This is a genomic window from Arthrobacter sp. SPG23 (genome assembly GCF_000876655.1).
Taxonomy (GTDB): domain Bacteria; phylum Actinomycetota; class Actinomycetes; order Actinomycetales; family Micrococcaceae; genus Arthrobacter.
Genome location: NZ_JYCN01000018.1, coordinates 90,293 through 112,015 on the forward strand (window position 1 = coordinate 90,293; position 21,723 = coordinate 112,015).

Below are 21,723 nucleotides of genomic sequence, written 5' to 3' on the forward strand. Positions count from 1 at the left end.
TTGCGCCTTAAAGCCGGCAGTCCTGTTGAGCTTCCTGGCGCGTGACCGCTCCCATCAAGGAAAGGGCCCCGCTGTGCGTGTCCTCACCATCATCCCCACCTACAACGAGCTGGAATCGTTGCCCAAGACACTCGCGCGCCTGCGTGCGGCGGTCCCGGCTTCCGATGTGCTGGTGGTGGACGACAACAGCCCGGACGGAACCGGACGGCTGGCGGACGGCATCGCGGCTGAGGACAGCCAGGTCCACGTCCTGCACCGTGAAGGCAAGGCCGGATTGGGCGCTGCCTATATCGCCGGTTTCAAGTGGGGGCTGGAGGCCGGGTACGACATCCTCGTGGAAATGGACGCCGACGGCTCACACCAGCCCGAGCAGCTGCAGCAGCTCCTTGACGCGGTGGAAGAGGGCGCCGACCTGGCCATGGGTTCCCGCTGGGTGCCGGGCGGCAGCGTGGTCAACTGGCCGCTGTACAGGCAGGCAATCTCACGCATCGGCAGCACGTACGCCCGGCTTATGCTCGGCATCAGGATCAAGGACGTCACCGGCGGGTACCGTGCCTTCCGACGCACCACGCTTGAGAAGCTCAACCTCGACCAGGTGGACTCCGTCGGCTACGGTTTCCAGGTGGACCTCGCCTGGCGTGTGGCCAAGATGGGCCTGAAGATCGTGGAACGCCCCATCACCTTCGTGGAGCGGGAACTCGGCGCCTCCAAGATGAGCGGAAACATTGTGGTGGAAGCCATGATCAACGTGACTAAATGGGGACTTACCGCCCGGTGGCAGAAGCTGACGGGCCGGGGTTCCGCCGCGGCCTAGGCGAGAGTTGCGAAGGTCCCGCGGCCGCCGGAAAGGGCAGGCCGAAGCAACCGGGCCCCATACACCAAAGGGCTGGGCCCGTAGCCTCCTATGGAGCTACGGGCCCAGCCCTTTGTCCTGCGCTTTGGTCTGCGCCGGGCCTAAGCCGAGCGCCGTTCGCCGCGGCGTTCCCGCAGAATGGTCAGGCGGTCTTCGAGGATCTGCTCGAGCTCAGGCAGTGAACGGCGTTCCAGGAGCATGTCCCAGTGCGTGCGGACGGCCTTCTCGTTGCTGTTGACGGGGCGTTCGCCGTCGACGAGCAAGGCTTCCTTGCCGGTCTTCGAAACCCACACCGGGGGGATCTCGGCTTCGGAAGAGAAGGTGACGAAGACCTGCTCGCCGTCCTCGCAACGGTACTCAACCCGCTGGCGCGGAGCCGGCTCAACGCCGGATTCCGTCTCCATGCTCTGTGCGCCAAGACGCATGCCCCGAAGGCTGCGATCGCTCATGATTTCTCCCTTTGGTCGGTTCGCGGAGTCAGGCTCCGCGCTAGCCGGGGCAGCTCACGCCTCGGACTACTGTTTGCACTGCGCTGCATCAATAAATACAACGCTTTGCCAGGCTTGGTTGTTCCAGCAGGCCTGAACCGGCCGGACAAATATACTATTATACGGGCTTTCGTCCCGGCGAGTAAAGCGGGGACTCCCGGGACAAGTTCATCCGGGACGAAACCGGGGGAGGCACCCGCAATGCGGATACCTCCCCTGGTCGGTGGTTGACGGGGTTGCCTACAGCGGCTGGCCCGAGGTGTTTGGTTCGGCACCGCCAGGCCGGGCCTCGGAAGCAGCATTAGTGCCGGCGTCCGCGTCGAAAAGGCCGCCGCTGCGGGGGTCCGGATTGGTGCCTCCAAGGGCGTTGCCGATGCCCTTCAGCGCTTCGCCGACTTCGCTGGGGATGATCCACAGCTTGTTGGAGGGACCTTCGGCCAGCTTGGGCAGTGTCTGCAGGTACTGGTACGCCAGGAGCTTCTGGTCAGGGTTGCCCTTGTGGATTGCGTCGAACACCTTCTGGATGGCCTGGGCTTCGCCGTCTGCACGGAGGATGGCAGCCTTGGCGTCACCTTCGGCCTTGAGGATGGAGGACTGGCGCTGGCCTTCAGCGGTGAGGATGGCCGACTGTTTGGTGCCCTCGGCGGTGAGGATGGCAGCGCGCCGGTCACGTTCCGCCCGCATCTGCTTCTCCATCGAGTCCTGGATGGAGTGGGGCGGATCAATGGCCTTCAGCTCCACCCGGGAAACGCGGATGCCCCAGCGGCCGGTCGCTTCGTCCAGGACGCCGCGAAGCTGGCCGTTGATCTGGTCGCGGGAGGTCAGGGCCTCTTCGAGGTTGAGGCCGCCGACGACGTTTCGCAGCGTGGTGGTGGTGAGCTGTTCCACCGCCTGGATGTAATTGGCAATCTCGTACGTGGCTGCCCGCGCGTCCGTGACCTGGAAATAGACCACGGTGTCAATGGAGACAACGAGGTTGTCCTCGGTGATGACCGGTTGCGGGGGAAAAGAGACAACCTGCTCGCGAAGGTCCAAAAGCGGCAGGAGCCTGTCCACGAAGGGAATCAGGATGGTGAGTCCGGGCAGCAGTGTCCGCTGGTACTTGCCTAGCCGTTCCACGACGCCGGCGCGGGCTTGCGGGACAATCCGCACCGACCGGACCAGCACTATTATTACGAACGCTACGAGAACCAGCAGCACGATTGTGACTGCGATATCCATACATCACCTATTCCCCAGTTATGTGTCTTGCCATGTGTTGCGGCGGCGCCCTGCCGCCTGCCCGGCGCCGGTGGCGGCCGCCGGGAGAGTGTGACTGCTGGTATTACTGGACGGCTGTTTCCGGCTGCGGCGCCACCACGGCGGTGGCCCCTTCGATGGCGGAAACCACCACACGCTGCCCGGCGTTGAGGACTCCGTTCTCCGAACGTGCGCTCCAGACGTCCCCGCCGATCTTGACCAGGCCGGAGGACGTGCTGACGGTCTCCATGACGAGGGCGGATTCGCCAATCAGGCGGTCGATGTTGGTCCGCTGTTCCGCAGGGCCCTTTTTCAGGTGTTTGAGCGCAACGGGACGAACAAAGACCACCATCAGCAGGGAAACGACGCAGAAGACGACAATCTGCAGCCAGAAGTCGGCGCCGGCGAAGTCAGCCAGCAGGCCCGCCAGGGCCCCGCCTCCGAGCATGATGAAGAAGAGATCCAGCGTCAGCATCTCCACCACGGCAAACGCCAGGAATACGGTGAGCCACAGTGCCCACCAGTTCTCGCCGAGCCATTCGAACATGCGCTCCCCCTTTGTTTCCGGGGCCGCGGACGCAGGCCCTCAGTAACTGTCCTTCCATCCTAGACCGAAGGTGCGGGGCTTAGGAGGCGGCCCTGAGGGACGTTCCGAAAGTAGTCAAGTCGTTATGCGGGCGGCGGCGTCAGGGGCTCAAATACGCTGATTCGGAACCGGGCTGAGACCTTTGTCAGCGGCGGCAGGGCGGCGGTGATGGTGTCCAGCGCCGTCGGGTCCAGGTGGTGGCCGGCGGGACCCATCAGGGCAAGGTGGCCGACGTCCGCGGGTTCAAGCCCAAGGTCGAGGTCCAGCTCCCGTGTGGAGTGCGGAGCGAAATGACCTTCGAGGGAGGCGGCAAGCCGCTCCTCCTTGGCGGGTTCGATGCCGAGCATGCCGGTTTGTCCGGCGATTTCCGCCAGGTGGCCGGGGCGCGGGGTCACCACGATCAGCCGGCCGCCGGGACGAAGCACACGGGCGAATTCCGCAGCGTTCCTCGGGGCGAAGACCACCGTGACGACGTCGACGGCGGCGTCAGCGACCGGAAGCGGTTGCCAGACGTCGCAGACCAGGTTCACGGCATCGGGATTCAGCCGGGCGGCACGCCGCAGCGCGAACTTGGATATATCCAGTCCGACGGCGGAGGCGGGGCTGGCGTCCAATATTGCCTTCAGGTAATGGCCGGTCCCCGTACCGGCGTCGAGTACCGCGGCGTGCGGCCCGCGCAGCGCGGGCATTGCCAGTTCCGCTACTGCCTCCGCCAGGGGCTTGTAGTGCCCCTTGGACAGGAAGTCGAAGCGGGCGGCCACCATGGCAGCGGTATCGGCTTCGAAGACGGTCCCCTTGCCCACCAGCAAGTTGAAATATCCCTGCCTGGCAGCGTCAAAGCTGTGGCCCTCCGCGCAGGCCAGCCGGTTGCCGCCCAGGGCGGGGACCAGGCTGTTCCTGCAGACGGGGCACAGGAGGGATCGGGCGGCGTCGGGGAGCATGCAACCCATCCTAGGGGCCCTGGCGGCGGCCGGCTCCCGGCGCCCGACCGCCAGCAGCCGCGGATCCCGGCCGCAGGGTCCGGTGCGGCGTGAGTTATTTCACAGACCATGCACGAGCCGTTAGGCTCACACACGTGAAACCTGAACATCTGCCCCTGCTGAAGTCCGTTTCCGCCCCCGCCGTCCACCCCGACGGCAGCCGGGCCGTGGTCTCGGTCATCCGCCCGGATTTCGACGCCGACACCTACGTGGGCCAGTTGTGGACCGTGCCGCTGGACCCCGGGAAGCTGCCCCGCCGGCTGACCCGCGGCTTCCGCGACACCGCCCCGGCTTTTTCACCGGACGGCCTCGTGCTGGCTTTCCTGCGGGCTACTGCCGACGGGAAACCTCAGCTCTACGTCGTGGAGGCAACCGGCGGCGAACCCCAGGTCCTGACCAACGCCAAACTCGGTGTTTCATCCTTCGCCTGGTCACCCGACTCGCACAGCATCGTCTTCGGCGCCAGGACGCCGGACGACGGCCGGTACGGCACCCTGGACGGCGTCTCCGCCGCGGCCGAGGACGCGCGGCTCATCACGGACTTCAAGTACAGGATGAACGGCGTCGGGTACACGGCGGACAAACCGCTCCAGCTCTTCATCGTGGACGTGCCCGAGCTGGACGACGAACCACGCGTCGCGCCGGCAGGGCGTGCTCTTCACGCCCGAAAGACCGCCGCGACGGGTACCGGAGCGGAATCCGGTCCGGTACCGGACGCCGACACCGCCGAGACGCTGCTCCCGCCGGCCCGGCAGCTGACGTTCGCGGCAACTGACCATAGCGGCGAATCGTTCAGCGCGGACGGTCGTTACGTGTACTTCATTGCCGCGCTTCATGAGGGCAGCGACGACGACCTTGAGACCGGCGTCTACCGGGTTTCCGTCTCGGGAGGAGAGCCGGAACCCGTCAGGGCTGCCAACAGCAGCCGCCAGACAGTGGGCGCGGCACGCCAGTCCAGGAACGGGAAGTGGCTGTTCTACACCGCCCAGGAACTAGGCGAATCCGGCAAGGACTTCGTGGCGCGCAATACGGCTCTTTACGTGATGCCGGCTGCCGGCGGCGACGCCAGTGTCCTGAGTGACGTCGAAATGATGGATCTCTCGGGCGCAGCCGCCGGACTGGAGCTCCGCGGACCTGAGTCGGTCTTGATGCTGAACAACGCGCAGGGCACGGTGGAGCTTCTGGAGTTCGGGGCCACGGGGAACCACTCACTCCTGGTCCATGGCGACCGGGTTGTCACCGGCGCCGCCTCGGCCGCCGGCTCAGTGTTCGTCAGTTTCGCCGACCCCGCCACTGCGGGCGACGTCGCGGCCCTGGAGGACGGGCAGCTGCGCCTGTTGACGGATTTCTCAGCGGAACTGCGGCTTCAGGCCGAGATCATCGAGCCGCGGGCGCTGACCTTCGATGGGGCTGACGGCTATCCGGTCCACGGCTGGCTGGTGCTGCCGCCCGGGAAAGGTCCGCACCCGGTGCTGCTCAACATCCACGGCGGCCCCTTCGCGCAATACACTGTGGCCCTGTTCGACGAGGCCCAGGTGTACGCCGCTGCCGGTTACGCGGTGCTTATGTGCAACCCCCGGGGCTCTGCCGGCTACGGCCAGGCCCACGGGCGGGCCATCAAGGAAAAGATGGGCACCGTTGACATGCAGGACGTGCTGTCCTTCCTCGACGGCGCCCTGATAAAGTTCCAGGAGCTCGACGGCGGTGCCCTCGGGATCATGGGGGGCTCCTACGGCGGGTACCTCACGGCGTGGACCATTAGCCAGGACCACCGTTTCAAGGCGGCCGTCGTGGAGCGCGGCTTCCTGGATCCGGTCAGCTTCATCGGTTCCTCGGATATCGGCTGGTTCTTCGGCGGCGAGTACACCGGCACCTCGGCCGAGCAGATGGCGGCCCAAAGTCCCATGGCCACGGTCAGCAACGTGCGCACGCCCTCGCTGGTGGTGCACAGTGAAGAGGACCTCCGTTGCCCCGTGGAACAGGGCCAGCGTTACTTCACCGCGCTGAAGCAGCAGGGTGTGGACGCGGCGTTCCTCGTGTTCCCGGGCGAAAACCACGAACTTTCCCGTTCCGGCACCCCGCACCACCGGAAGCAGCGCTTCGAGGAGATCCTGCGCTGGTGGTCCCGTTACCTGCCCACGGCGGCCAACAGCCAATCGTCCTAGTCGGCGGGCCGGCCCGGCAGAAAACCCAATCCCTGCCGGGCGAGGCCGATGTCCGGATGCGCCCAGCGGGCACCGTATTCGGCATTGTTGCTGAGGGAGCGCAACTCGGCCTTGTCCACGTAGAGGATTCCCTGCAGGTGGTCTGTCTCGTGCTGCACGATCCGCGCCTGCCACCCGGAGAAATCCTGCCGCCGCGCGGTTCCGGCGGGGTCGGTAAAATTGAGGCGCACGGTTTCGTGACGCGACACCACGGCCTGCAGGCCCTGGAGCGAAAGGCACCCTTCATAAAACGCCGCGGTGCCCGTCCCGAGCGGGGAGTACGAAGGGTTGATGACCGCAAAGAACTCCAGCGGTGACCGGTGGCGGACGGCCGCCGTCTCGGCGTCGACGTCGTACTGGTCCTCCAGGACCGCAAGCTGCAGGGGTATGCCGAGCTGCGGCGCGGCCAGACCGACGCCCGGCGCGTCATGCATCACATCACGCATCAGGGCGATCAGCGCCGCAAGTTCAGCGCCATCCAGTTGGCCGTCGTACGGAGCGGCCTGTTGCCGGAGCACCGGATGGCCGGCCTGGACAATGGGGGGAAGCCCGCCTGTTTCGAGGATTTCCTGGACAGTCTCCCTGATCCGGGCGGTGCTGAACGGCGTGGGCTTGGCTACATGAAGCATGGGAAAATCCTAGTGGGCTGTGCAGGCCGCCGTGACGAATTCGTGAATCCGGGCCTTCAGGAGGGTTCCGGCAGCAACCTTGAGCACACCTTTCCGGCCGCCGGCATCAACGCGGACCGGCAGCAGGGTGCCCACCTTGTCCTCCGCGACAGCGTGCGGATCGCAGCGGGCAGGTCGGATGCGGAGACTCAACTTCAGGGGACCCGCGCCGGCAGCAACCGTCAAGCCGCGAGGCCAGGGGCTCTCCGGTGCTTCGGCCAGAAGAGTGGTGCCCTCGATGCGTTCAATAATCAGTGTGCGTAGTGTTCCGGGACCGGCTGCGCGCGGCGTGACCTGAAGGCGTACGACGGCGGTGCGGCCGTCCGCCGCAACCTCCAGGTCCGGGGCCAGGCCTATGTCGGCAATCTGCCCGGCGTCCTGCGCGAGGCACAGCTCAGAATGGTTCCGGGCCAGGACTCCGAACGGGTCCGCAGCCGGCAGGTGCTCCTCGCTGGTTGTGGAGCCCTGCCGGACGGATACAGTTACCTCGGCCGGCGCGGCGCCGGAGCCGGCGTACGCCTCGTTATCCGTCCCGGGTATATCGGTTCCCGGCCGGCCGCAGGAAGGTGCAGGCAGCCTGGCCGGCAGGCTCTTGGTCTGGCCCGGCGGCACCTCGGTGCCCTCCGGCCGCGCCCGCCAGGCGGTGCCCGCCGGGAACAGCGGGCTCGAGACTTCGGCGCTGAGGACCGTGACCGACACGTTCCGTGCATTGCTGATCTGGATCTCGATGACCTGCGTGCCGTAGTTGTCCCTGAACTGGCTGAGCCCGGCAGTCAGCGGAGCGGCCGCCGGCGGTTGGGGACTGCACCCTTGCACGGCCGGAACCGCCATCAGGGCGCCCAGAGCGAGGACGGCAGCCGCGAACCGCCGTCGACCGGCCTGCAGGACGCCGTTCATGCCAGCAGTCTAAGGCCGGTGCCCGGGGTCGTCATGCGGACGGGTCGCCCGGCCGCTGGCAGGCAGGCGACCGGCACTGAAAACAGTCGCCGGCCAATGGACTACCCTCGTTGCATGACTGAACAGACGCCGCTCACCTGTGTCCTTGGATTCGTCCGCGCCATTGAGGCAGGCGGCGGCGCCGCTGACGTGGACGGATTCCTGGCAGAGGACTTCACACTGGTGGAAGCGCCGCACGTGCTTGCTCCGGAGGGATCCACGCGCAGCCGCGAGCAGGTGCTGGCAGGTGCCGAGCAAAGCCGCCAGGTGGTGTCCAACCAGAGGTTCGACGTTCGGCGGACCACCTGCGAAGGAAACCGCGTTGTACTGGAAGTGGACTGGTCCGCCACGCTGTTGATGGATCTCCGCTATTGGGACGCCGGCGAAACCATCCGGGCACGGACCACGTCGGTCTTCGAAGTCCGCGAGGGCCGGATCACCAGCCAGGACAGTTACGACTGCTATTTCACCGGTAATGCAGATGACGAAGAGACGGCAGTGGAGTAAGCCGGAAGGCGTATTAGTGCATCGTGAACCGGGCGGCAACGCGTGAATTGATGGCCGGCACACCGGCGGCGCATCCGATCAGCCGGTTCCGGACCTGCCACAGCGGACGCGGCAGCGGCCTGCCCAGCGCCATATTGATTTCGGATTGCCGGGCGGCCTTCGCAGCCGCCCGCAGCTGGTGACGTTCAAAAGACCGGAGCTCCGGCTCACGGGCAGTGTGCGCCAACTGGCTAAGGATGAGCGGTGCCAGTTCAGCAGCGTCCAGCCAGCCCAGGTTCATGCCCTGGCCGCCGATAGGGCTGATTTCATGGGCGGCATCACCGATGAGTGAAATCCGGCCGTGGATCATGCGGTTCACCAGTCGTGAGCGGACGCCAAAACTGCTCAGCATCGAATTGCTGCCGGCGTCGACGGCGATCCCGGTCCGATCCCGCACGATCCGCGCCAAGGAACCGGCGGTAGGCGGCTCCGGCAGGGCTTCCGGCAGCCGGGCCACCCAACGACGTACACCGCCCGGCAACGGAAAGGACTCCACGATTCCGGGTACCTCCAGGAAAAGAGCCGCAACGGGGCCGAACGCCGTGCCGTCGGTGAAGTCGCCCATCAGGTACCTGTCGGGATACATCTTCAGCCGGGCACGGGTGCCCAGCAACTCCCGGACCGTGGAGCGGACCCCGTCCGCGGCCACGGCCAGGGAGGCCTGAATCCGGGATTCCCCGGCGGCGGTGAGGACGTCCACCACAACCGCGGAGCCGTCGTCGTGAATTCCCGTCACGGTAACTCCGCGGTGTATCGCCCCGCCGTCCAGTTCCCTGACGCGCCGCTCCAGGGCGGCTTCCGTGCGAGCCTGCGGGACTGACAGCACAAAAGGGTAGCGGCCGGACACGGAGTCAAAGGACATTTCGGCCACTTCCACGCCGCCGCAGATCGCAACGCCGCAGCGGATCGCCACGCCGTCCTCCACCAGGCCTGCCGCGACTCCGGTCTGGTCGAGTGCTTCCAGCGACGGGGGATGGATGCCGATGGCGCGGGAGTGGGTGTCCGCTACCGCGCGGCGCTCCAGAACTGAAACGGATACGCCGTGCTGTAGAAGCACGGCCGCAAGGTACAGCCCCACCGGTCCGCCGCCCACGACGACGACGTCAATCATCGTTCCGGTCCAGGTCGGCCTGGTTCAGGGTTAGCAGGTTGCGGAAGGGCAGGCGCGGCGCCACGGCCCAGCCCGGGGGAGCTGCGGCCCGGAGTTCCGCAGTTGTGTAGCTGCGGCGGATGGAGGTCAGTCCGTCTTCCCGAATGAAGGAACCGGGGAACGGCCATGATGCCGCGTAGAAGAGTGCATAGGCGGCCGGGCTGCGGCGTATGTCGTTGTGGAGGACGCTGCCGCGGGACAGCAGCGCCGACTCGGCGAGGAACTGCGGCAGCTCCGACGCGCCCAGGTGGTGCAGCACGTGGTTGGAGACGACGACGTCGTAGCGTTGCCCTTCGTCCGCCAGTTCGGCAGTGGACGCCTGCCGAAAGGTCACTCCGACGACGCGCCTGCGGCGCCGGGCGAACTCGAAGGCACGACGGTCCGGGTCGATGGCGGTGATCTCCAGCTTCAGCCGGTCCCTGGCCGCCCACGCCGCCAGCAGTACCGGCACGTCCCCGCCGCCGCAGCCGATGTCCAACAAAGTGGTCACCCTGCTGGCCGAAAGGACCGGCCGGAGGTGCGTCCGGTAGATTCCGCGCCATCCGGCCACCGCCCTGTTGACCACGGAAAATTGTGCGTAGGTACGGTCCAGCCGCTCAGGATCACAACCTGGACGGTCCATTTCCTCCACTGCGTGGACGTCGCGCTGACGCAGCATTCCCAAGGCTGCCGCCACGTGCATGGCCATCAGATGAGCGACGGCTCTGTCCGTGCTGCTGCTTCCTCCGTCCCGGACGACTCCCGGGCCGCCGCGGGCGACGCTTCCGGCTGCGGGGTGCGCACCTTGGTGAACATCGCCGTTTCCACCGTCAGGCCCGGTCCGAACGCCATGGAGCACACGCGTTCATCGCCCTCCTGCGGCGGGAGCCCGGCAATGTGCTTGAGGACGAAGAGCACCGTGGCGCTGCTCATGTTGCCGAAGTTGCGGAGTGTTTCGCGGGCCGGAACAAGCTGCTCGTCCGTGAGCTCGAGCCGGGACTGCACCTTGTCCAGGATGCTGCGCCCGCCGGGGTGGATGGCCCAGTGGGTGATGTTCCGATAGGGGAGTCCCCGCAGTGTTTCGTCGCGCGAAAGCAGCGGCTCAAGCGCCCCGATGATGTGGTCGTCAATGATGTGCGGGACATAATTGCCCAGCACCATCTCGAAGCCTTCGTCGCCGATGTTCCACGCCATGGATTCCTCGCCGACGGGAGTGAGCACAGTCTCGAAGTGGTCCAGCTGCAACAGCGGGCTTCCTTCCGGAATGTCCCTGGCCGAGATGACAGCAGCTGCGGCGCCGTCGGCAAATAAGGCCGAGCCCATGATGGTGTCCGGGTCGTTGGAGGTGCGGACGTGGAGCGAACAGAGCTCGGCGCAGACCACCAGGACAACGGCGTCCGGATCTGCCTCGCAGAAGGACTTGGCGGCGCGCAACGCCGGAAACGCCGCGTAGCAGCCCATGAAGCCCAGGTGGTAGCGCTGCACGGCCGGATTCAAACCCAGGGCACGGACGATCTTGTAGTCCGGACCGGGGTTGAAGAACCCGGTGCACGAGACTGTCACGAGGTGGGTTATGTCAGCTGCCTCGATACCGGCACAGGCATCCAACGCGGCCTTGGCGGATTCCACGAAGAGCTTGGTGGCTTCGCGGCCGAAGATGTCGTTCCGGACCTTCGTGCTGGGACTCAGTACAAGGCCGGCATCCGGGTCAAAGAACTGCGGATCGTCCGCACGGCTGTCCCGGGTGAGCTCGGTGACGGCCGTGTACCGGGTGTCGATGGCTGCGGAATCAAAGCAGGTATTGACCAGCCGCGAACCCAGCCTGGTAAGCCCTGGCTGGGCGGCGAACACATCGCGGGCCTCAGATTGAATGAGTACGGTGGGCGGGACAGCAGTTTCGAGGGACCTCATGTAGACCGTCATGGTTCATTCTCAGTGAGCATCGCCCTTAAGACAATGGTGGTTACCAAACGGTACGGCGCCCCGGAGGACCGCCCAAAGCTGGTTAGATTGAACCGGGCGACGCCGGCGGAACCCACGCCGGCTGCCCGGATGAGCAGATGGAGACACGATGAGCATGGCCACCCAGACGGACCCGCAGTCGCCAGCGCAGCACGTGGCGGACAGCCACGATTTGATCCGCGTGCAGGGCGCACGCGAGAACAACCTCAAGGACATCAGCCTTGAGATCCCGAAGCGCCGGCTGACAGTGTTCACGGGTGTCTCCGGCTCGGGCAAGAGCTCCCTGGTGTTCGCCACGATCGCAGCCGAGTCGCAACGGATGATCAACGAGACCTACAGTGCATTCGTGCAGGGCTTCATGCCGGCGCTGGCGCGGCCCGACGTCGACCTGCTGGAGGGCCTGACCACCGCAATCATCGTGGACCAGGAGCGGATGGGTGCCAACCCCCGCTCCACCGTGGGCACGGCAACCGACGCCAACGCGATGCTGCGAATCCTCTTCAGCCGGCTGGGCAGGCCGCACATCGGGCCGCCCACGGCGTTCTCCTTCAACGTCCCGACGCGGAAGGCCAGCGGCGTCATGAGCACCGAGAAAGCCGGCGGCCGGGTGGAAAAGAGCGTGGTGCAGAACGCGGTGTATCTGGGCGGGATGTGTCCGCGCTGCGAGGGCATGGGCTCGGTCTCGGATTTTGATCTCACGGCGCTTTACGACGACAGCAAGTCGCTTGGCGAGGGTGCCCTGACCGTTCCCGGCTACAGCATGGACGGGTGGTACGGCCGCATCTTCAGCGGCGCCGGGTTCGACATGGACAAGCCGATCGCGAAGTTCACCAAGAAGGAGCTGGACAACCTTCTCTACAAGGAGCCAACCAAGATCAAGGTCGAGGGCATCAACCTCACCTACGAGGGCCTGATCCCGAAAATCCAGAAGTCGATGCTCTCCAAGGACGTCGACGCGATGCAGCCCCACATCAGGGCTTTCGTGGAGCGTGCCATCACCTTCCAGGCCTGCCCCGAGTGCGACGGCACGCGGCTCAGCCCGGAAGCAAGGTCCTCGAAGATCCAGGGCAGGAACATCGCCGACCTGTGCGGGATGCAGATCAGCGACCTGGCCGGGTGGGTCCGTGACCTCAAGGAGCCCTCGGTCGCTCCGCTCCTGAAAGGCCTGCAGCACCTGCTCGACTCGTTCGCCGAAATCGGGCTGGGTTACCTCTCGCTGGACCGGCCTGCGGGCACGCTTTCCGGGGGAGAGGCACAGCGGACCAAGATGATCCGGCACCTGGGCTCGTCCCTTACGGACATCACCTATGTCTTCGACGAGCCGACGATCGGCCTCCACCCGCATGACATCGAACGGATGAACCAGCTGCTGCTGCAGCTGCGTGACAAGGGAAACACCGTACTCGTCGTCGAACACAAACCGGAGACCATCGCGATCGCCGACCACGTCGTTGACCTCGGTCCCGGCGCAGGCACCGAAGGCGGCAGCGTCTGCTTCGAGGGAAACATTGAGGGGCTGCGGGGGAGTGACACCATCACCGGCCGCCACCTCGACGACCGCGCCACTGTCAAGGCTTCCGTGCGCACGCCGTCCGGCGCGCTCGAGGTGCGGGACGCCTCGACGCATAACCTTCAGGACGTAAACGTCGACATTCCGCTCGGCGTACTCTGCGTCCTGACGGGAGTCGCGGGTTCGGGCAAGAGTTCGCTGATCCAGGGTTCGGTGGCCGGCCGCGACGGTGTCGTGGTGATCGACCAGGGCGCCATCAGGGGATCGCGCCGCAGCAACCCGGCGACGTACACCGGCCTTCTCGAACCCATCCGCAAAGCGTTCGCGAAGGCCAACGGGGTGAAGCCGGCGCTCTTCAGCTCCAACTCCGAGGGTGCCTGCCCCACCTGCAATGGCGCCGGTGTGATCTTCACGGAATTGGGCGTTATGGCAACCGTCGAGTCCGTCTGCGAAGACTGTGAGGGCAGGAGGTTCCAAGCGTCGGTCCTGGAATATCAATTGGGCGGCCGCAACATCGCCGAAGTGCTGGCAATGTCCATGACCGAAGCCGAGGCCTTCTTCGGCGAAGGCGAGGCGCGCACGCCGGCGGCCCACAAAATCCTCGACCGGCTCGTGGACGTCGGCCTCGGGTACCTGACCCTCGGCCAGCCGTTGACCACGCTGTCCGGCGGCGAGCGGCAGCGCGTCAAGCTGGCCACCCAAATGGCGGAGAAGGGCGAAGTCTACGTTCTGGACGAACCGACCACCGGCCTCCATCTCGCCGACGTCCGGAACCTGCTGGGCCTGTTGGACAGGTTGGTGGATTCCGGCAAGTCGGTCATTGTGATCGAGCATCACCAGGCCGTCATGGCGCACGCCGACTGGATTATCGACCTTGGCCCGGGCGCCGGGCACGACGGCGGCCGGATCGTCTTCGAGGGCACCCCCGCCGAGCTCGTTGACGGCCGGTCGACGCTCACCGGCGAACATCTCGCGGCCTATGTGGGAGCCTGACGGGGGGAGAAGCCGCAGGCCTGCCGCAACGCTAGCGGCCGCCCTTGGCAAGGTAGTCAGCCGCGTCGTACTGGATGCGCAGCTCGCGGATCTTGTCGCCGTCGAACTCGAAGAACTCCGAAAATCGGACCTCGCCGCCGGGCAGTTCGGCGTTGTACAGCACAGCTGCGCCGCCTTCCCCGCTGACCGCCTGCAGGACGGCAATGTCCTTGACGTTCTCGATGAACCCCCGCACACCCTTGGCGAATCTGGTGCCGCCGGCTAGACGGCCGGCGATCGGCCCTTCGAACACGAAGTCATCAGCCAGAAGCGGGAGCAGGTCGCGGCCATCCTGGTAAGCGTCCGCACCTCCGCGCAGGACCGCATAGTAGCTCCGGAGGGTGGCGTGGCCTTCGATGACGGCCACTGAGGCGGTTGACATAACATCTCCTGACGTCGCGGTTTTGATGCTTGAGATAAGCAAGCGGGCGCTTGAGCATGTCACGCACGTTGCTTTCTTCGGGTTGTTACGACTTATGGGCAGTATTTGCAGCGGCACGGGAGCTCGGCCTGGTCCGTCAGGGTTCAGCTGGGGCGGCGTTCTGTAGTCGAGGCATTAGATGACGTGACCTGAGCTGCGGTAACCCCGAATTCGTTCACGGACGGGAGTTCTCGCAGCTGCTTCCGCCTCCATGGTTCTAACGCCGATAATCTACATTATGTAAAGTAGAATAGTGACTATTGCATCTGATGCATGATCACCGCTCCTCCGGCTGCGACTCGCCGCCACGTAGTCATTCAGCTTCGTAAAGCGCCTTTGCCCGACGGTCCCACAACCAGACATGCCATCAGAACCTTTTTCGTCTGGGCGATGAAGAACCGGACCTGCACCAACATCACCATCGGCTTCCGGCAGGCCAAGACCGTGCCGCTGCTCACCCAAGGTCAGCGGCTGGCCATGCTCAAGGCCTGCCTCACCGACGACATCGACACCCTGTCCCACCGAGTCGCCGCCACTCTCTTGCTGCTCTACGCCCAACCAGTAGTGAAGATCGCCGCGATGAAAAGCACCGACGTGATCCTCACACCCGGTGGCCTTCGCCTGTCACTCGGGGAAGAGCATCCAGCGCCAGTGCCCGAACCTTTCGCCTCACTGCTCACAGAACACCTCGCCTCACGCCCCAACATGCGTACCGGCAGCAGCTCCGGCAGTCCGTGGCTCTTCCCGGGCTACCGCGCCGGGCAACACATGCACCCCAACACGCTCATGATGCGTCTCAGGGAAATTGGAATAGACCTCCTAGGCGCACGCAACGCATCCCTCCGCAGCCTAGTCAAAGAAGTCCCCGCACCGCTCGTCGCAGAAATGCTCGGCTACAGCTACCAAGTCACCCAAAAACATGGCGCGGCCGCCGCCGACCCATGGTCCCGCTATGCACCAATCGCTCCTGTCAGAGTGAATTAGAAGCGACTGCCGGCTCCTCAATGGCGAAGGAGCAGGTTCAAACCAACAAGAAGGAGCCCAGCGCCCATGAGTGCTGCTAGAACTCCTATCGCCAGCCACCTGCCTGGAGCCATTGCTTCGTCTGATGGACGCCCAGGACGGCCGCCCATCATGCTCATCCATTTACGATGCCCCTTGGAAACGGCGGACCGAAAGAAGGCTACGGCCAGCCCCATAAGAAGGAACAGGATGCCAAATAGTGCGAGAACTGCTCCCTGCAAGAGCACCCTTGCTCCCTTCGCTCAGGGCGTCCGTTGAGCACACTTTGCCACAGCAAAGGGCTAACTCGCATCAGATTCACCGAAGTCCCAGGAGCATATTCATCGTTGCCAGTACGAGAAAGCCGATGTTGCATGTGATGCATCCAACGGGGGCTTCGCCAAATGCGCGGACTCCGATGCCTTCATCTCCTAACGTGCCCAAACTTTCAAGACCTGCTCCTTCCGGGCGGCCCTTCGAGAGACATCCCCTATCGCTATCTGAGCGTCCTCCTGTATCCCGATGCGGAAGAATGTACCCCCTTTGTGTCGCTGATACGGCGGGCGGATGCAGGTACGATGCGTTCAGCACTGACGCTGATCGACCCGGACATCAGTGCCTGCACTGATGGCTTGGGGGAACACAGTGAAGCGGATTGTCGGAATTGTCCTGGCGGCGGTACTGGTCGTGGGGCTTGGTGCGTTCTTCGTGATCCGGTCCGCAGAGGACAAGGTTACTGACGATATGCTTTCCCGCGCCGGACGCTTCGCCATCCCGTCGGACTGGAAGCTGACCGACGAGACTGTCCGCCCGGAGCGGTTCATGTGCATCAGTACGAACCCATGCCCCAGCCTCTCCCGTCGCTGGGATACCGGGAAAGAGCTCACCGATGACGACATCAAGGCAATGTTCTCCGGGCTTGGTTTCGAGATGAAGTCGGATGGACCGTGCAGGCGACAGTCCAACGTCATCGGAAGCAGCCCTATCTGCATTTTGAGTGGAACCGATGGCGAGTTCGAGTACTCCTTCACCGTCTTTAGCCCTGCCCCAGGGGCACCTCAGCGTGTAGCCCTGGCCGCTGAGCAAGCACCCTGAATCTTGGGAAATCTTGAGGATTCTTTATCTAGTCACTGGAAAAAACTAGCCGGTACTCTGAGACCATTCAGGCCGCGTCCGCTGCCTTGGGCCGCAGAACAAGGCGGCAATTCCGTTCAGTAACCGTGGGGGTAATACTGTGCGCTCAAAAACTCCTTTCCACCTGACCGTTCTACGTCTGGCTGCTGCCATCGCCGCAGTCACGCTGACGGTTCTCCACCCCGCAGGTGATGGTAGTCAACCGGGACCTCGGTCCACCGGTGCCGCTCCGCCCGGATGACCGCGCCATGGAACAGCCGACGAAATCCGGCGTCTTCAACAGGACCAATTGGGACCGGCTGCACCCTGCGCTCGACGAAACTCTGGTGGACTCGAATGCCTCCCCTGTGCTTCTCTGGATCCCCGCCGAAACCGGCAGTGAAGTCATAGGCGTCAGCCAGCGAGCACTTAGAGCACTCGAGCAAGGTGCGGGCGGACGCTAACGGATCACTCAAGGAACGGTCGCCAAACCGGTTGATTCGTGGTGAGATGCTTCCAACGTCGCCCGCGGTTCGTACCGCCTGATGAGGGAATCACCATGACTGCCGAGGAACACCGCATGCCGCACGGGTCGCGCCGCCACGGTGCGGCGATGGATGGGCGGTTAGCTCTTGTCACTGGTGCGACGGGCGGCATCGGACAGGCCGTCGCGACCGCCCTTGCCCGCGAGGGCGCAACCGTTGTGGTTGTCGGACGGTCAATCGCGCGCGCGAACGACGCGATACGCACCATCCGCGCGATTGTCCCCGGTGCGAAGCTTGAGCCGCTTGCCTGCGACCTGTCCGACCAGGCGTCGATCCGATCGGCCGCACGGGAGTTCCTTGGTCAACACGACAAGCTCAACGTCCTTGTGAACTCCGCGGGCGTCTTCCGCAAGGAACGCCATGAGACGCCCGACGGGCTCGAACTCACCTTCGCCACCAACGTGATGAGCTACTTTTTGCTCACGACCCAGCTCGAAGCAGCGCTCAAGCGGGCCGCGACTGCCGGAAGCCCCGCCGCCGGCAATCGTGACGCCGCCCCGGGCGCATCGGGGACCTCGCGGGTCATCAACATTGCCTCGAAGTACTCAAACGGGCCCTGGGTCACCAAACTCGACTTCGACGATCTCCAGACGGCGAAGGGCAGGTACAGCTTTCTCCGCTCCACTCCCCCTACGATGCTCGCCCGTGTTCTCTTGACCCAGGAGCTCGCCGAGCGCTTCAGCGGTACTGGCGTGGTTGTAAATGCCGTACACCCGGGACTTGTCAAGAACACGGCCCTTCTCCACGACGTCGGCGGCGCATTCCGCTGGCTCACGAACACGCTCGGCGCGACCGCCGAGAAGGGCGCCGACACCGCAGTGTGGCTGGCCACTTCACCCGAGGCGGTCTCTGTCTCCGGCAAGCTCTGGGCGAAGCGCAAGGAACTGAAGACGCCCGGCATGGGTTTGGATCCGGATGCCCGGAAGCGGTTGTGGGACGAGTGCACGCGCCTATCCAAGCCGCACATAGGCACGGTGTGAGCGTGTCGTCTCCGGCCGGGATCAGCCGATAGTCGCCGCTTCATCCAGGGTGTGCGGTTCGAAGTGCTCCAGCATTTCGCGGATGGCTTCATAGCCCTGGGTAAATGCGGGTGAGGCCCGCCACACGTCGACCTGTTCAAGCGACTCCCAGGGGCCGGTACTGATGAACCTGTTGGGAACATCGCGATCGTGCATCAGTACGGCTTTCGCACCGGGAAAATCCTCTTCAGTCTTCCGGGCGAGATCGCGCCATGCCTGGACGAAGTCATTTTCCCTGCCGGGTTTCACCAGCCAGATTCCGAGCGTGTAAACAGACATCGCGAAGGCCTCCAATCGCGTGCGGGGTGGGTATTCCCGATTATCGTCCCGCCAGCCGGAGCCGGGTAGGGCCACATGGCACGTGGTCCGCTCCCCCGGCACCCAACCTGGTACTTGGCCCCTGACCCCGCAAGGTCCTTCAGGCCCCGTCGTAGGCGGCCTGCAGCTCGCTGATCACCAGCTTGCGCATTCCCAGCATTGCCTGCATGGCACGCTGCGCACCCTCAGGATCCGGCCCGCCCAGCAATTGCCCCATGGCGGAAGGCACTACTTGCCACGAAAGGCCGAACTTGTCCTTGAGCCAGCCGCACTGGCCCTCCGAACCGCCGGCCGTGAGTGCCGTCCAGCATCGGTCCACTTCTTCCTGTGAGGAGCAGTTGATTACGAAGGAAACAGCTTCAGTGAACGTGAATGCAGGCCCACCGTTGAGACCCAGGAATTTGCGGCCGTCAATTTCGAACTCCACGGTCATCGCCTGGCCTGCGGTGCCGGGTCCAACGTCGCCATAACGGGCTACATTAAGAATTTTCGAGTCATCAAAGACCGAGACATAGAAGTCCGCGGCTTCCTCGGCCTGGGTGTCAAACCATAGGCAGGTGGTGATCTTTTCAGTCACTTGGTTCCCTCATCTCGCTGGCTTCATCTCACTGGCTTCGCCGGAATGGACTCCCGACGGCGATCCTTCGGTTGCGTGTGCGAGCCTAGCGGCGGGTGATTCGCGGCACAATGGGGCCGGTAAGCCGGCCGCTAATGCGGCAGCTGGCTGACCAGCCCAACGGTGTTCCCTTCGCTGTCGCGGATGAAAGCCATCCATTCGTCGGTTCCGGCCGGACCCAGACGGTCATCTGCATGGCTGAAGATCACCTTGGGCTCCTCAACTATCTCCACTCCCCTGCCCCGGAGCCCGGTCACGGATTCCCTGACGTCAGGCACTGCCAGGTAGAGCAAGGCGGACGGCGCCCCGGTTTCGAGCAGCAAGCGCACGCCGTCCAGGTCAAAAAAGAGGAGCCCGGGCGGATCGAATAATGCCCGGGCCTTGACGCCGAGCAGGGCGGCGTAAAACTCCCCTGCCCGCGGGAGGTCGCTGGCATGTTGCGCGATCTGGACAAGTCTCATGGTGCCGTCCGGTTTGTCGTTGCGTGATGAATTGGTGCAGTGGGGCGCGAAGAGAGACGCCGGAAATATTGGTGGCGGTGTTTCCGGTCACAGTCTAGAGCCGCCGACGACGGTCACGCAGGCTTACATCGGCTCGTCCCGGCGGCAAACCGCAACTAGGGTGGAGATATGCCTTCCCGCCCTGACCCGACACCCGTCCGCGCCGCTGCCAGGAACGCGGCAGTACTTGCCGCCCTCGCTGATACCGTCCTGATCCTGGCGTTTGCGGCCATCGGCCGGGACGCGCACCAGCGCGGAGACGTGATCACCGGGGTCCTCTCGACGGCCTGGCCGTTTCTGGCCGGGGCTGCCATCGCGTGGCTTGCCTTGCGGGTGTGGCGGGGGCCGTTGCGCGTCTGGCCGGAAGGCGTCGCTGTGTGGCTTGGCGCCGTGGCCCTGGGCATGGTTCTGCGGGCGGCGACCGGACAGACAGTGGTCCTGCCGTTCGTGATTGTTGCCACGCTGAGCCTGGGCGTTTTCCTTGTGGGCTACCGTCTGATTGTGGCCGCTGCCGGCCGGCTCAAAGGACGCCGGCAGCTCCGCTGATTCACCCTGAATGTACTAGGCTGGCAGCACACAGCATCGCCTGCCGTCCCCCTCAAGGGCCCACCCATCCGAAAGGTCAAGAGTGATCACCGCATTCGTCCTGATCAAGACAGACGCCTCCCGAATTCCGGAGACGGCCGAGGAAATTTCGGCGATTCCGGGCATCAGCGAGGTCTACTCCGTGACCGGGGAATGGGACCTGATTGCTGTGGCGCGGGTGGCGAAGCACGATGACCTGGCGGACGTTATTGCGGACAAGCTGTCGAAGGTACCCGCGGTGGTGCACACGACGACGCACATCGCGTTCCGCGCCTACTCCCAGCACGACCTCGATGCGGCATTCTCACTGGGCTTCGAGCAGTAAGCCCGGCGGGGCTCCTAACCCTGGGTGAGGGCAACCCACTTTTCCAGCACGGCCGCCGCGGCACCCGAGTCAATGGCCTTTTCCGCGCGCTTCAACGCGGCCGCCATCCGGTCGGTCAGCGGACCGTTGGCGTCGACGTCGAACGCCACCAGACCTGCGGCCGCATTCAGCAGGACGGCGTCACGCGCCGGACCCGCTACGCCGCTCAAAACATCACGAACGACGGCGGCATTGGCTGTGGCGTCCCCGCCGCGGAGCTCTTCGACAGTTGCGGGACGGATGCCCAGCGCCTGCGGATCAAACGTCTGCTCGGTCACCTCGCCGTTCCGGATCTCCCAGACGGTGGACGGCCCGGTGGTTGTCAGTTCGTCCAGGCCGTCGCTCCCCCTGAATACCAACCCGCGGCTGCCGCGCTTGGCCAGGACCCCGGCCACCAAGGGCGCCATCCTCGCATTGGCGACGCCGACTGCGGAGGCCTGAACGCGCGCCGGGTTTGTCAACGGACCGAGGAAGTTGAACGCCGTCGGAATGGCAAGCTCCCGTCGGGGCACGGCGGTGTGACGGAACGACGGGTGGAACACCTGAGCGAAGCAGAACGTGATGCCCGCCTCGTCGGCGTTGCGTGCAACCCGGTCAATCGGCAGGTCAAGCCGGACGCCGAGTGCTTCCAGCACGTCCGCTGACCCGGACGACGACGACGACGCACGGTTGCCATGCTTGACCACTTTTGCGCCGGCTCCCGCGCAGACGAGGGCAGCCATGGTGGAAATGTTGACGGTGTTCAGCTGGTCGCCGCCGGTGCCCACGATATCCAGCTTCTCGCCGCCGATCTCGACGGGGTTCGCGTGCGCCAGCATGGCCTCAACAAGCCCGGCGATCTCATCCACCGTCTCGCCCTTTGATCGCAGCGCCACCAGGAATCCGGCGATCTGCGAAGGAGTAGCCTCCCCGGACATGATGGTATCCATGGCCCATTCCGTGTTGTCGGCCGTGAGGTCCGTGCCGTTGATCAGTGCCGAAATGAGCCGCGGCCAGGTGTTGCCCGCCGCCTGTGCAGATGCCTGTGAAGTCACCTCCTGATGCTATCGAGGCACCCGCCCCGATGACCAATGTGAACCGGCCGGGGAACTTTTCCGCGCGAATTCG

24 protein-coding genes are annotated in these 21,723 nt (G+C 64.9%); 10 read left to right on the forward strand and 14 right to left on the reverse strand.

Features of this window, described 5'->3' with window-relative positions:
• Window positions 1–73: 73 nt before the first annotated feature.
• Complete coding sequence (locus TV39_RS11190; RefSeq protein WP_043481650.1) at window positions 74–814, forward strand: polyprenol monophosphomannose synthase; 741 nt, start codon at window positions 74–76, stop codon at window positions 812–814.
• Between the two features lie 140 nt (window positions 815–954).
• On the opposite strand, the gene TV39_RS11195 is transcribed toward TV39_RS11190, so the two are convergent.
• The 4 genes from TV39_RS11195 to TV39_RS11210 all read right to left on the reverse strand — a co-directional run bounded on the left by TV39_RS11195 (window position 955) and on the right by TV39_RS11210 (window position 4,107).
• Window positions 955–1,302 carry an RNA polymerase-binding protein RbpA gene (locus TV39_RS11195; RefSeq protein WP_026266329.1) on the reverse strand — a complete coding sequence of 116 codons (348 nt, stop codon included), beginning with the start codon at window positions 1,300–1,302 and terminating at the stop codon, window positions 955–957.
• 279 nt (window positions 1,303–1,581) lie between these two features.
• Window positions 1,582–2,562: an SPFH domain-containing protein gene (locus TV39_RS11200; protein WP_043481652.1), complete on the reverse strand. Its 981-nt coding sequence runs from the start codon at window positions 2,560–2,562 to the stop codon at window positions 1,582–1,584.
• A gap of 103 nt (window positions 2,563–2,665) precedes the next feature.
• Complete coding sequence (locus TV39_RS11205; protein WP_011692036.1) at window positions 2,666–3,127, reverse strand: NfeD family protein; 462 nt, start codon at window positions 3,125–3,127, stop codon at window positions 2,666–2,668.
• 122 nt (window positions 3,128–3,249) lie between these two features.
• Entirely contained in the window at window positions 3,250–4,107 is an 858-nt protein-coding gene (locus tag TV39_RS11210; RefSeq protein ID WP_043481653.1) for a methyltransferase domain-containing protein, read from the reverse strand.
• Window positions 4,108–4,241: 134 nt separating this feature from the next.
• Here TV39_RS11210 and TV39_RS11215 point away from each other — a divergent pair, with 134 nt between their 5' ends.
• On the forward strand, window positions 4,242–6,311 hold the full coding sequence (locus tag TV39_RS11215; RefSeq protein WP_043481655.1) for a S9 family peptidase: 2,070 nt from the start codon (window positions 4,242–4,244) through the stop codon (window positions 6,309–6,311).
• Here the strand turns inward: TV39_RS11215 and TV39_RS11220 are convergent.
• Together TV39_RS11220 and TV39_RS11225 are read right to left on the reverse strand one after the other, a co-directional pair.
• Window positions 6,308–6,979, reverse strand: coding sequence for a peptide deformylase (locus TV39_RS11220; RefSeq protein WP_043481656.1), 672 nt, complete (start codon window positions 6,977–6,979; stop codon window positions 6,308–6,310). The genes TV39_RS11215 and TV39_RS11220 overlap by 4 nt on opposite strands.
• Before the next feature lie 9 nt (window positions 6,980–6,988).
• Entirely contained in the window at window positions 6,989–7,915 is a 927-nt protein-coding gene (locus TV39_RS11225) for a hypothetical protein (RefSeq protein ID WP_235347367.1), read from the reverse strand.
• Window positions 7,916–8,029: 114 nt separating this feature from the next.
• Here TV39_RS11225 and TV39_RS11230 point away from each other — a divergent pair, with 114 nt between their 5' ends.
• Window positions 8,030–8,461, forward strand: coding sequence for a nuclear transport factor 2 family protein (locus TV39_RS11230; RefSeq protein WP_043481658.1), 432 nt, complete (start codon window positions 8,030–8,032; stop codon window positions 8,459–8,461).
• Between the two features lie 13 nt (window positions 8,462–8,474).
• On the opposite strand, the gene TV39_RS11235 is transcribed toward TV39_RS11230, so the two are convergent.
• From TV39_RS11235 to TV39_RS11245, 3 genes are read right to left on the reverse strand one after another with little or no spacing between them, the layout of a single operon-like run.
• On the reverse strand, window positions 8,475–9,611 hold the full coding sequence (locus tag TV39_RS11235; RefSeq protein ID WP_043481660.1) for an FAD-dependent oxidoreductase: 1,137 nt from the start codon (window positions 9,609–9,611) through the stop codon (window positions 8,475–8,477).
• On the reverse strand, window positions 9,604–10,338 hold the full coding sequence (locus tag TV39_RS11240) for a class I SAM-dependent methyltransferase (RefSeq protein ID WP_082049683.1): 735 nt from the start codon (window positions 10,336–10,338) through the stop codon (window positions 9,604–9,606). Before TV39_RS11240 ends, TV39_RS11235 begins: the two co-directional genes overlap by 8 nt.
• Window positions 10,338–11,552, reverse strand: a complete 1,215-nt coding sequence (locus TV39_RS11245; RefSeq protein ID WP_043481662.1) for a type III polyketide synthase — start codon at window positions 11,550–11,552, stop codon at window positions 10,338–10,340. Before TV39_RS11245 ends, TV39_RS11240 begins: the two co-directional genes overlap by 1 nt.
• Window positions 11,553–11,700: 148 nt before the next feature.
• On the opposite strand from TV39_RS11245, the gene TV39_RS11250 reads away from it, so the two are divergent.
• Complete coding sequence (locus TV39_RS11250) at window positions 11,701–14,094, forward strand: ATP-binding cassette domain-containing protein (protein ID WP_043481665.1); 2,394 nt, start codon at window positions 11,701–11,703, stop codon at window positions 14,092–14,094.
• Between the two features lie 31 nt (window positions 14,095–14,125).
• On the opposite strand, the gene TV39_RS11255 is transcribed toward TV39_RS11250, so the two are convergent.
• Window positions 14,126–14,515 (reverse strand): nuclear transport factor 2 family protein, encoded by a 390-nt coding sequence (locus TV39_RS11255; RefSeq protein ID WP_043481667.1) that lies wholly within the window; start codon window positions 14,513–14,515, stop codon window positions 14,126–14,128.
• 312 nt (window positions 14,516–14,827) lie between these two features.
• On the opposite strand from TV39_RS11255, the gene TV39_RS11260 reads away from it, so the two are divergent.
• The 4 genes from TV39_RS11260 to TV39_RS11275 all read left to right on the forward strand — a co-directional run bounded on the left by TV39_RS11260 (window position 14,828) and on the right by TV39_RS11275 (window position 18,194).
• Window positions 14,828–15,538, forward strand: a complete 711-nt coding sequence (locus tag TV39_RS11260) for a hypothetical protein (RefSeq protein ID WP_200891001.1) — start codon at window positions 14,828–14,830, stop codon at window positions 15,536–15,538.
• A gap of 663 nt (window positions 15,539–16,201) precedes the next feature.
• On the forward strand, window positions 16,202–16,651 hold the full coding sequence (locus tag TV39_RS11265) for a hypothetical protein (protein ID WP_144406392.1): 450 nt from the start codon (window positions 16,202–16,204) through the stop codon (window positions 16,649–16,651).
• A gap of 227 nt (window positions 16,652–16,878) precedes the next feature.
• Window positions 16,879–17,133 carry a hypothetical protein gene (locus TV39_RS22270; protein WP_160292501.1) on the forward strand — a complete coding sequence of 85 codons (255 nt, stop codon included), beginning with the start codon at window positions 16,879–16,881 and terminating at the stop codon, window positions 17,131–17,133.
• 95 nt (window positions 17,134–17,228) lie between these two features.
• Window positions 17,229–18,194 (forward strand): SDR family NAD(P)-dependent oxidoreductase, encoded by a 966-nt coding sequence (locus TV39_RS11275; protein WP_235347368.1) that lies wholly within the window; start codon window positions 17,229–17,231, stop codon window positions 18,192–18,194.
• A gap of 21 nt (window positions 18,195–18,215) precedes the next feature.
• On the opposite strand, the gene TV39_RS11280 is transcribed toward TV39_RS11275, so the two are convergent.
• From TV39_RS11280 to TV39_RS11290, 3 genes are all read right to left on the reverse strand, one after another.
• Window positions 18,216–18,512 carry an antibiotic biosynthesis monooxygenase family protein gene (locus TV39_RS11280; protein ID WP_043481673.1) on the reverse strand — a complete coding sequence of 99 codons (297 nt, stop codon included), beginning with the start codon at window positions 18,510–18,512 and terminating at the stop codon, window positions 18,216–18,218.
• A 139-nt stretch (window positions 18,513–18,651) separates the two neighbouring features.
• The gene (locus TV39_RS11285; protein ID WP_043481675.1) at window positions 18,652–19,128 is read right to left on the reverse strand and encodes a VOC family protein; all 477 of its coding nucleotides are present in this window, start codon (window positions 19,126–19,128) and stop codon (window positions 18,652–18,654) included.
• Between the two features lie 131 nt (window positions 19,129–19,259).
• A complete protein-coding gene (locus tag TV39_RS11290) occupies window positions 19,260–19,628 on the reverse strand; it encodes a VOC family protein (RefSeq protein ID WP_043481677.1) in 369 nt (122 codons plus the stop codon).
• A 168-nt stretch (window positions 19,629–19,796) separates the two neighbouring features.
• Between TV39_RS11290 and TV39_RS11295 the strand changes: the two genes are divergently transcribed.
• Together TV39_RS11295 and TV39_RS11300 are read left to right on the forward strand one after the other, a co-directional pair.
• Window positions 19,797–20,213, forward strand: coding sequence for a DUF3054 domain-containing protein (locus tag TV39_RS11295; RefSeq protein ID WP_043481680.1), 417 nt, complete (start codon window positions 19,797–19,799; stop codon window positions 20,211–20,213).
• 82 nt (window positions 20,214–20,295) lie between these two features.
• A complete protein-coding gene (locus TV39_RS11300; protein WP_043481683.1) occupies window positions 20,296–20,577 on the forward strand; it encodes an Lrp/AsnC family transcriptional regulator in 282 nt (93 codons plus the stop codon).
• 14 nt (window positions 20,578–20,591) lie between these two features.
• On the opposite strand, the gene trpD is transcribed toward TV39_RS11300, so the two are convergent.
• Window positions 20,592–21,650, reverse strand: coding sequence for an anthranilate phosphoribosyltransferase (trpD, locus tag TV39_RS11305; protein ID WP_043481685.1), 1,059 nt, complete (start codon window positions 21,648–21,650; stop codon window positions 20,592–20,594).
• Window positions 21,651–21,723 lie beyond the last annotated feature (73 nt).

Coding starts and splice junctions, on each gene's coding strand:
- TV39_RS11195 (WP_026266329.1), bottom strand. CDS start 1,302: ATGAGCGATCGCAGCCTTCGGGGCATGCGTCTTGGCGCACAGAGCATG.
- TV39_RS11200 (WP_043481652.1), bottom strand. CDS start 2,562: ATGGATATCGCAGTCACAATCGTGCTGCTGGTTCTCGTAGCGTTCGTA.
- TV39_RS11205 (WP_011692036.1), bottom strand. CDS start 3,127: ATGTTCGAATGGCTCGGCGAGAACTGGTGGGCACTGTGGCTCACCGTA.
- TV39_RS11210 (WP_043481653.1), bottom strand. CDS start 4,107: ATGCTCCCCGACGCCGCCCGATCCCTCCTGTGCCCCGTCTGCAGGAAC.
- TV39_RS11220 (WP_043481656.1), bottom strand. CDS start 6,979: ATGCTTCATGTAGCCAAGCCCACGCCGTTCAGCACCGCCCGGATCAGG.
- TV39_RS11225 (WP_235347367.1), bottom strand. CDS start 7,915: ATGAACGGCGTCCTGCAGGCCGGTCGACGGCGGTTCGCGGCTGCCGTC.
- TV39_RS11230 (WP_043481658.1), top strand. CDS start 8,030: ATGACTGAACAGACGCCGCTCACCTGTGTCCTTGGATTCGTCCGCGCC.
- TV39_RS11235 (WP_043481660.1), bottom strand. CDS start 9,611: ATGATTGACGTCGTCGTCGTGGGCGGCGGACCGGTGGGGCTGTACCTT.
- TV39_RS11240 (WP_082049683.1), bottom strand. CDS start 10,338: ATGGCCATGCACGTGGCGGCAGCCTTGGGAATGCTGCGTCAGCGCGAC.
- TV39_RS11245 (WP_043481662.1), bottom strand. CDS start 11,552: ATGACGGTCTACATGAGGTCCCTCGAAACTGCTGTCCCGCCCACCGTA.
- TV39_RS11250 (WP_043481665.1), top strand. CDS start 11,701: ATGAGCATGGCCACCCAGACGGACCCGCAGTCGCCAGCGCAGCACGTG.
- TV39_RS11255 (WP_043481667.1), bottom strand. CDS start 14,515: ATGTCAACCGCCTCAGTGGCCGTCATCGAAGGCCACGCCACCCTCCGG.
- TV39_RS11260 (WP_200891001.1), top strand. CDS start 14,828: ATGATCACCGCTCCTCCGGCTGCGACTCGCCGCCACGTAGTCATTCAG.
- TV39_RS11275 (WP_235347368.1), top strand. CDS start 17,229: ATGACTGCCGAGGAACACCGCATGCCGCACGGGTCGCGCCGCCACGGT.
- TV39_RS11280 (WP_043481673.1), bottom strand. CDS start 18,512: ATGTCTGTTTACACGCTCGGAATCTGGCTGGTGAAACCCGGCAGGGAA.
- TV39_RS11290 (WP_043481677.1), bottom strand. CDS start 19,628: ATGAGACTTGTCCAGATCGCGCAACATGCCAGCGACCTCCCGCGGGCA.
- TV39_RS11295 (WP_043481680.1), top strand. CDS start 19,797: ATGCCTTCCCGCCCTGACCCGACACCCGTCCGCGCCGCTGCCAGGAAC.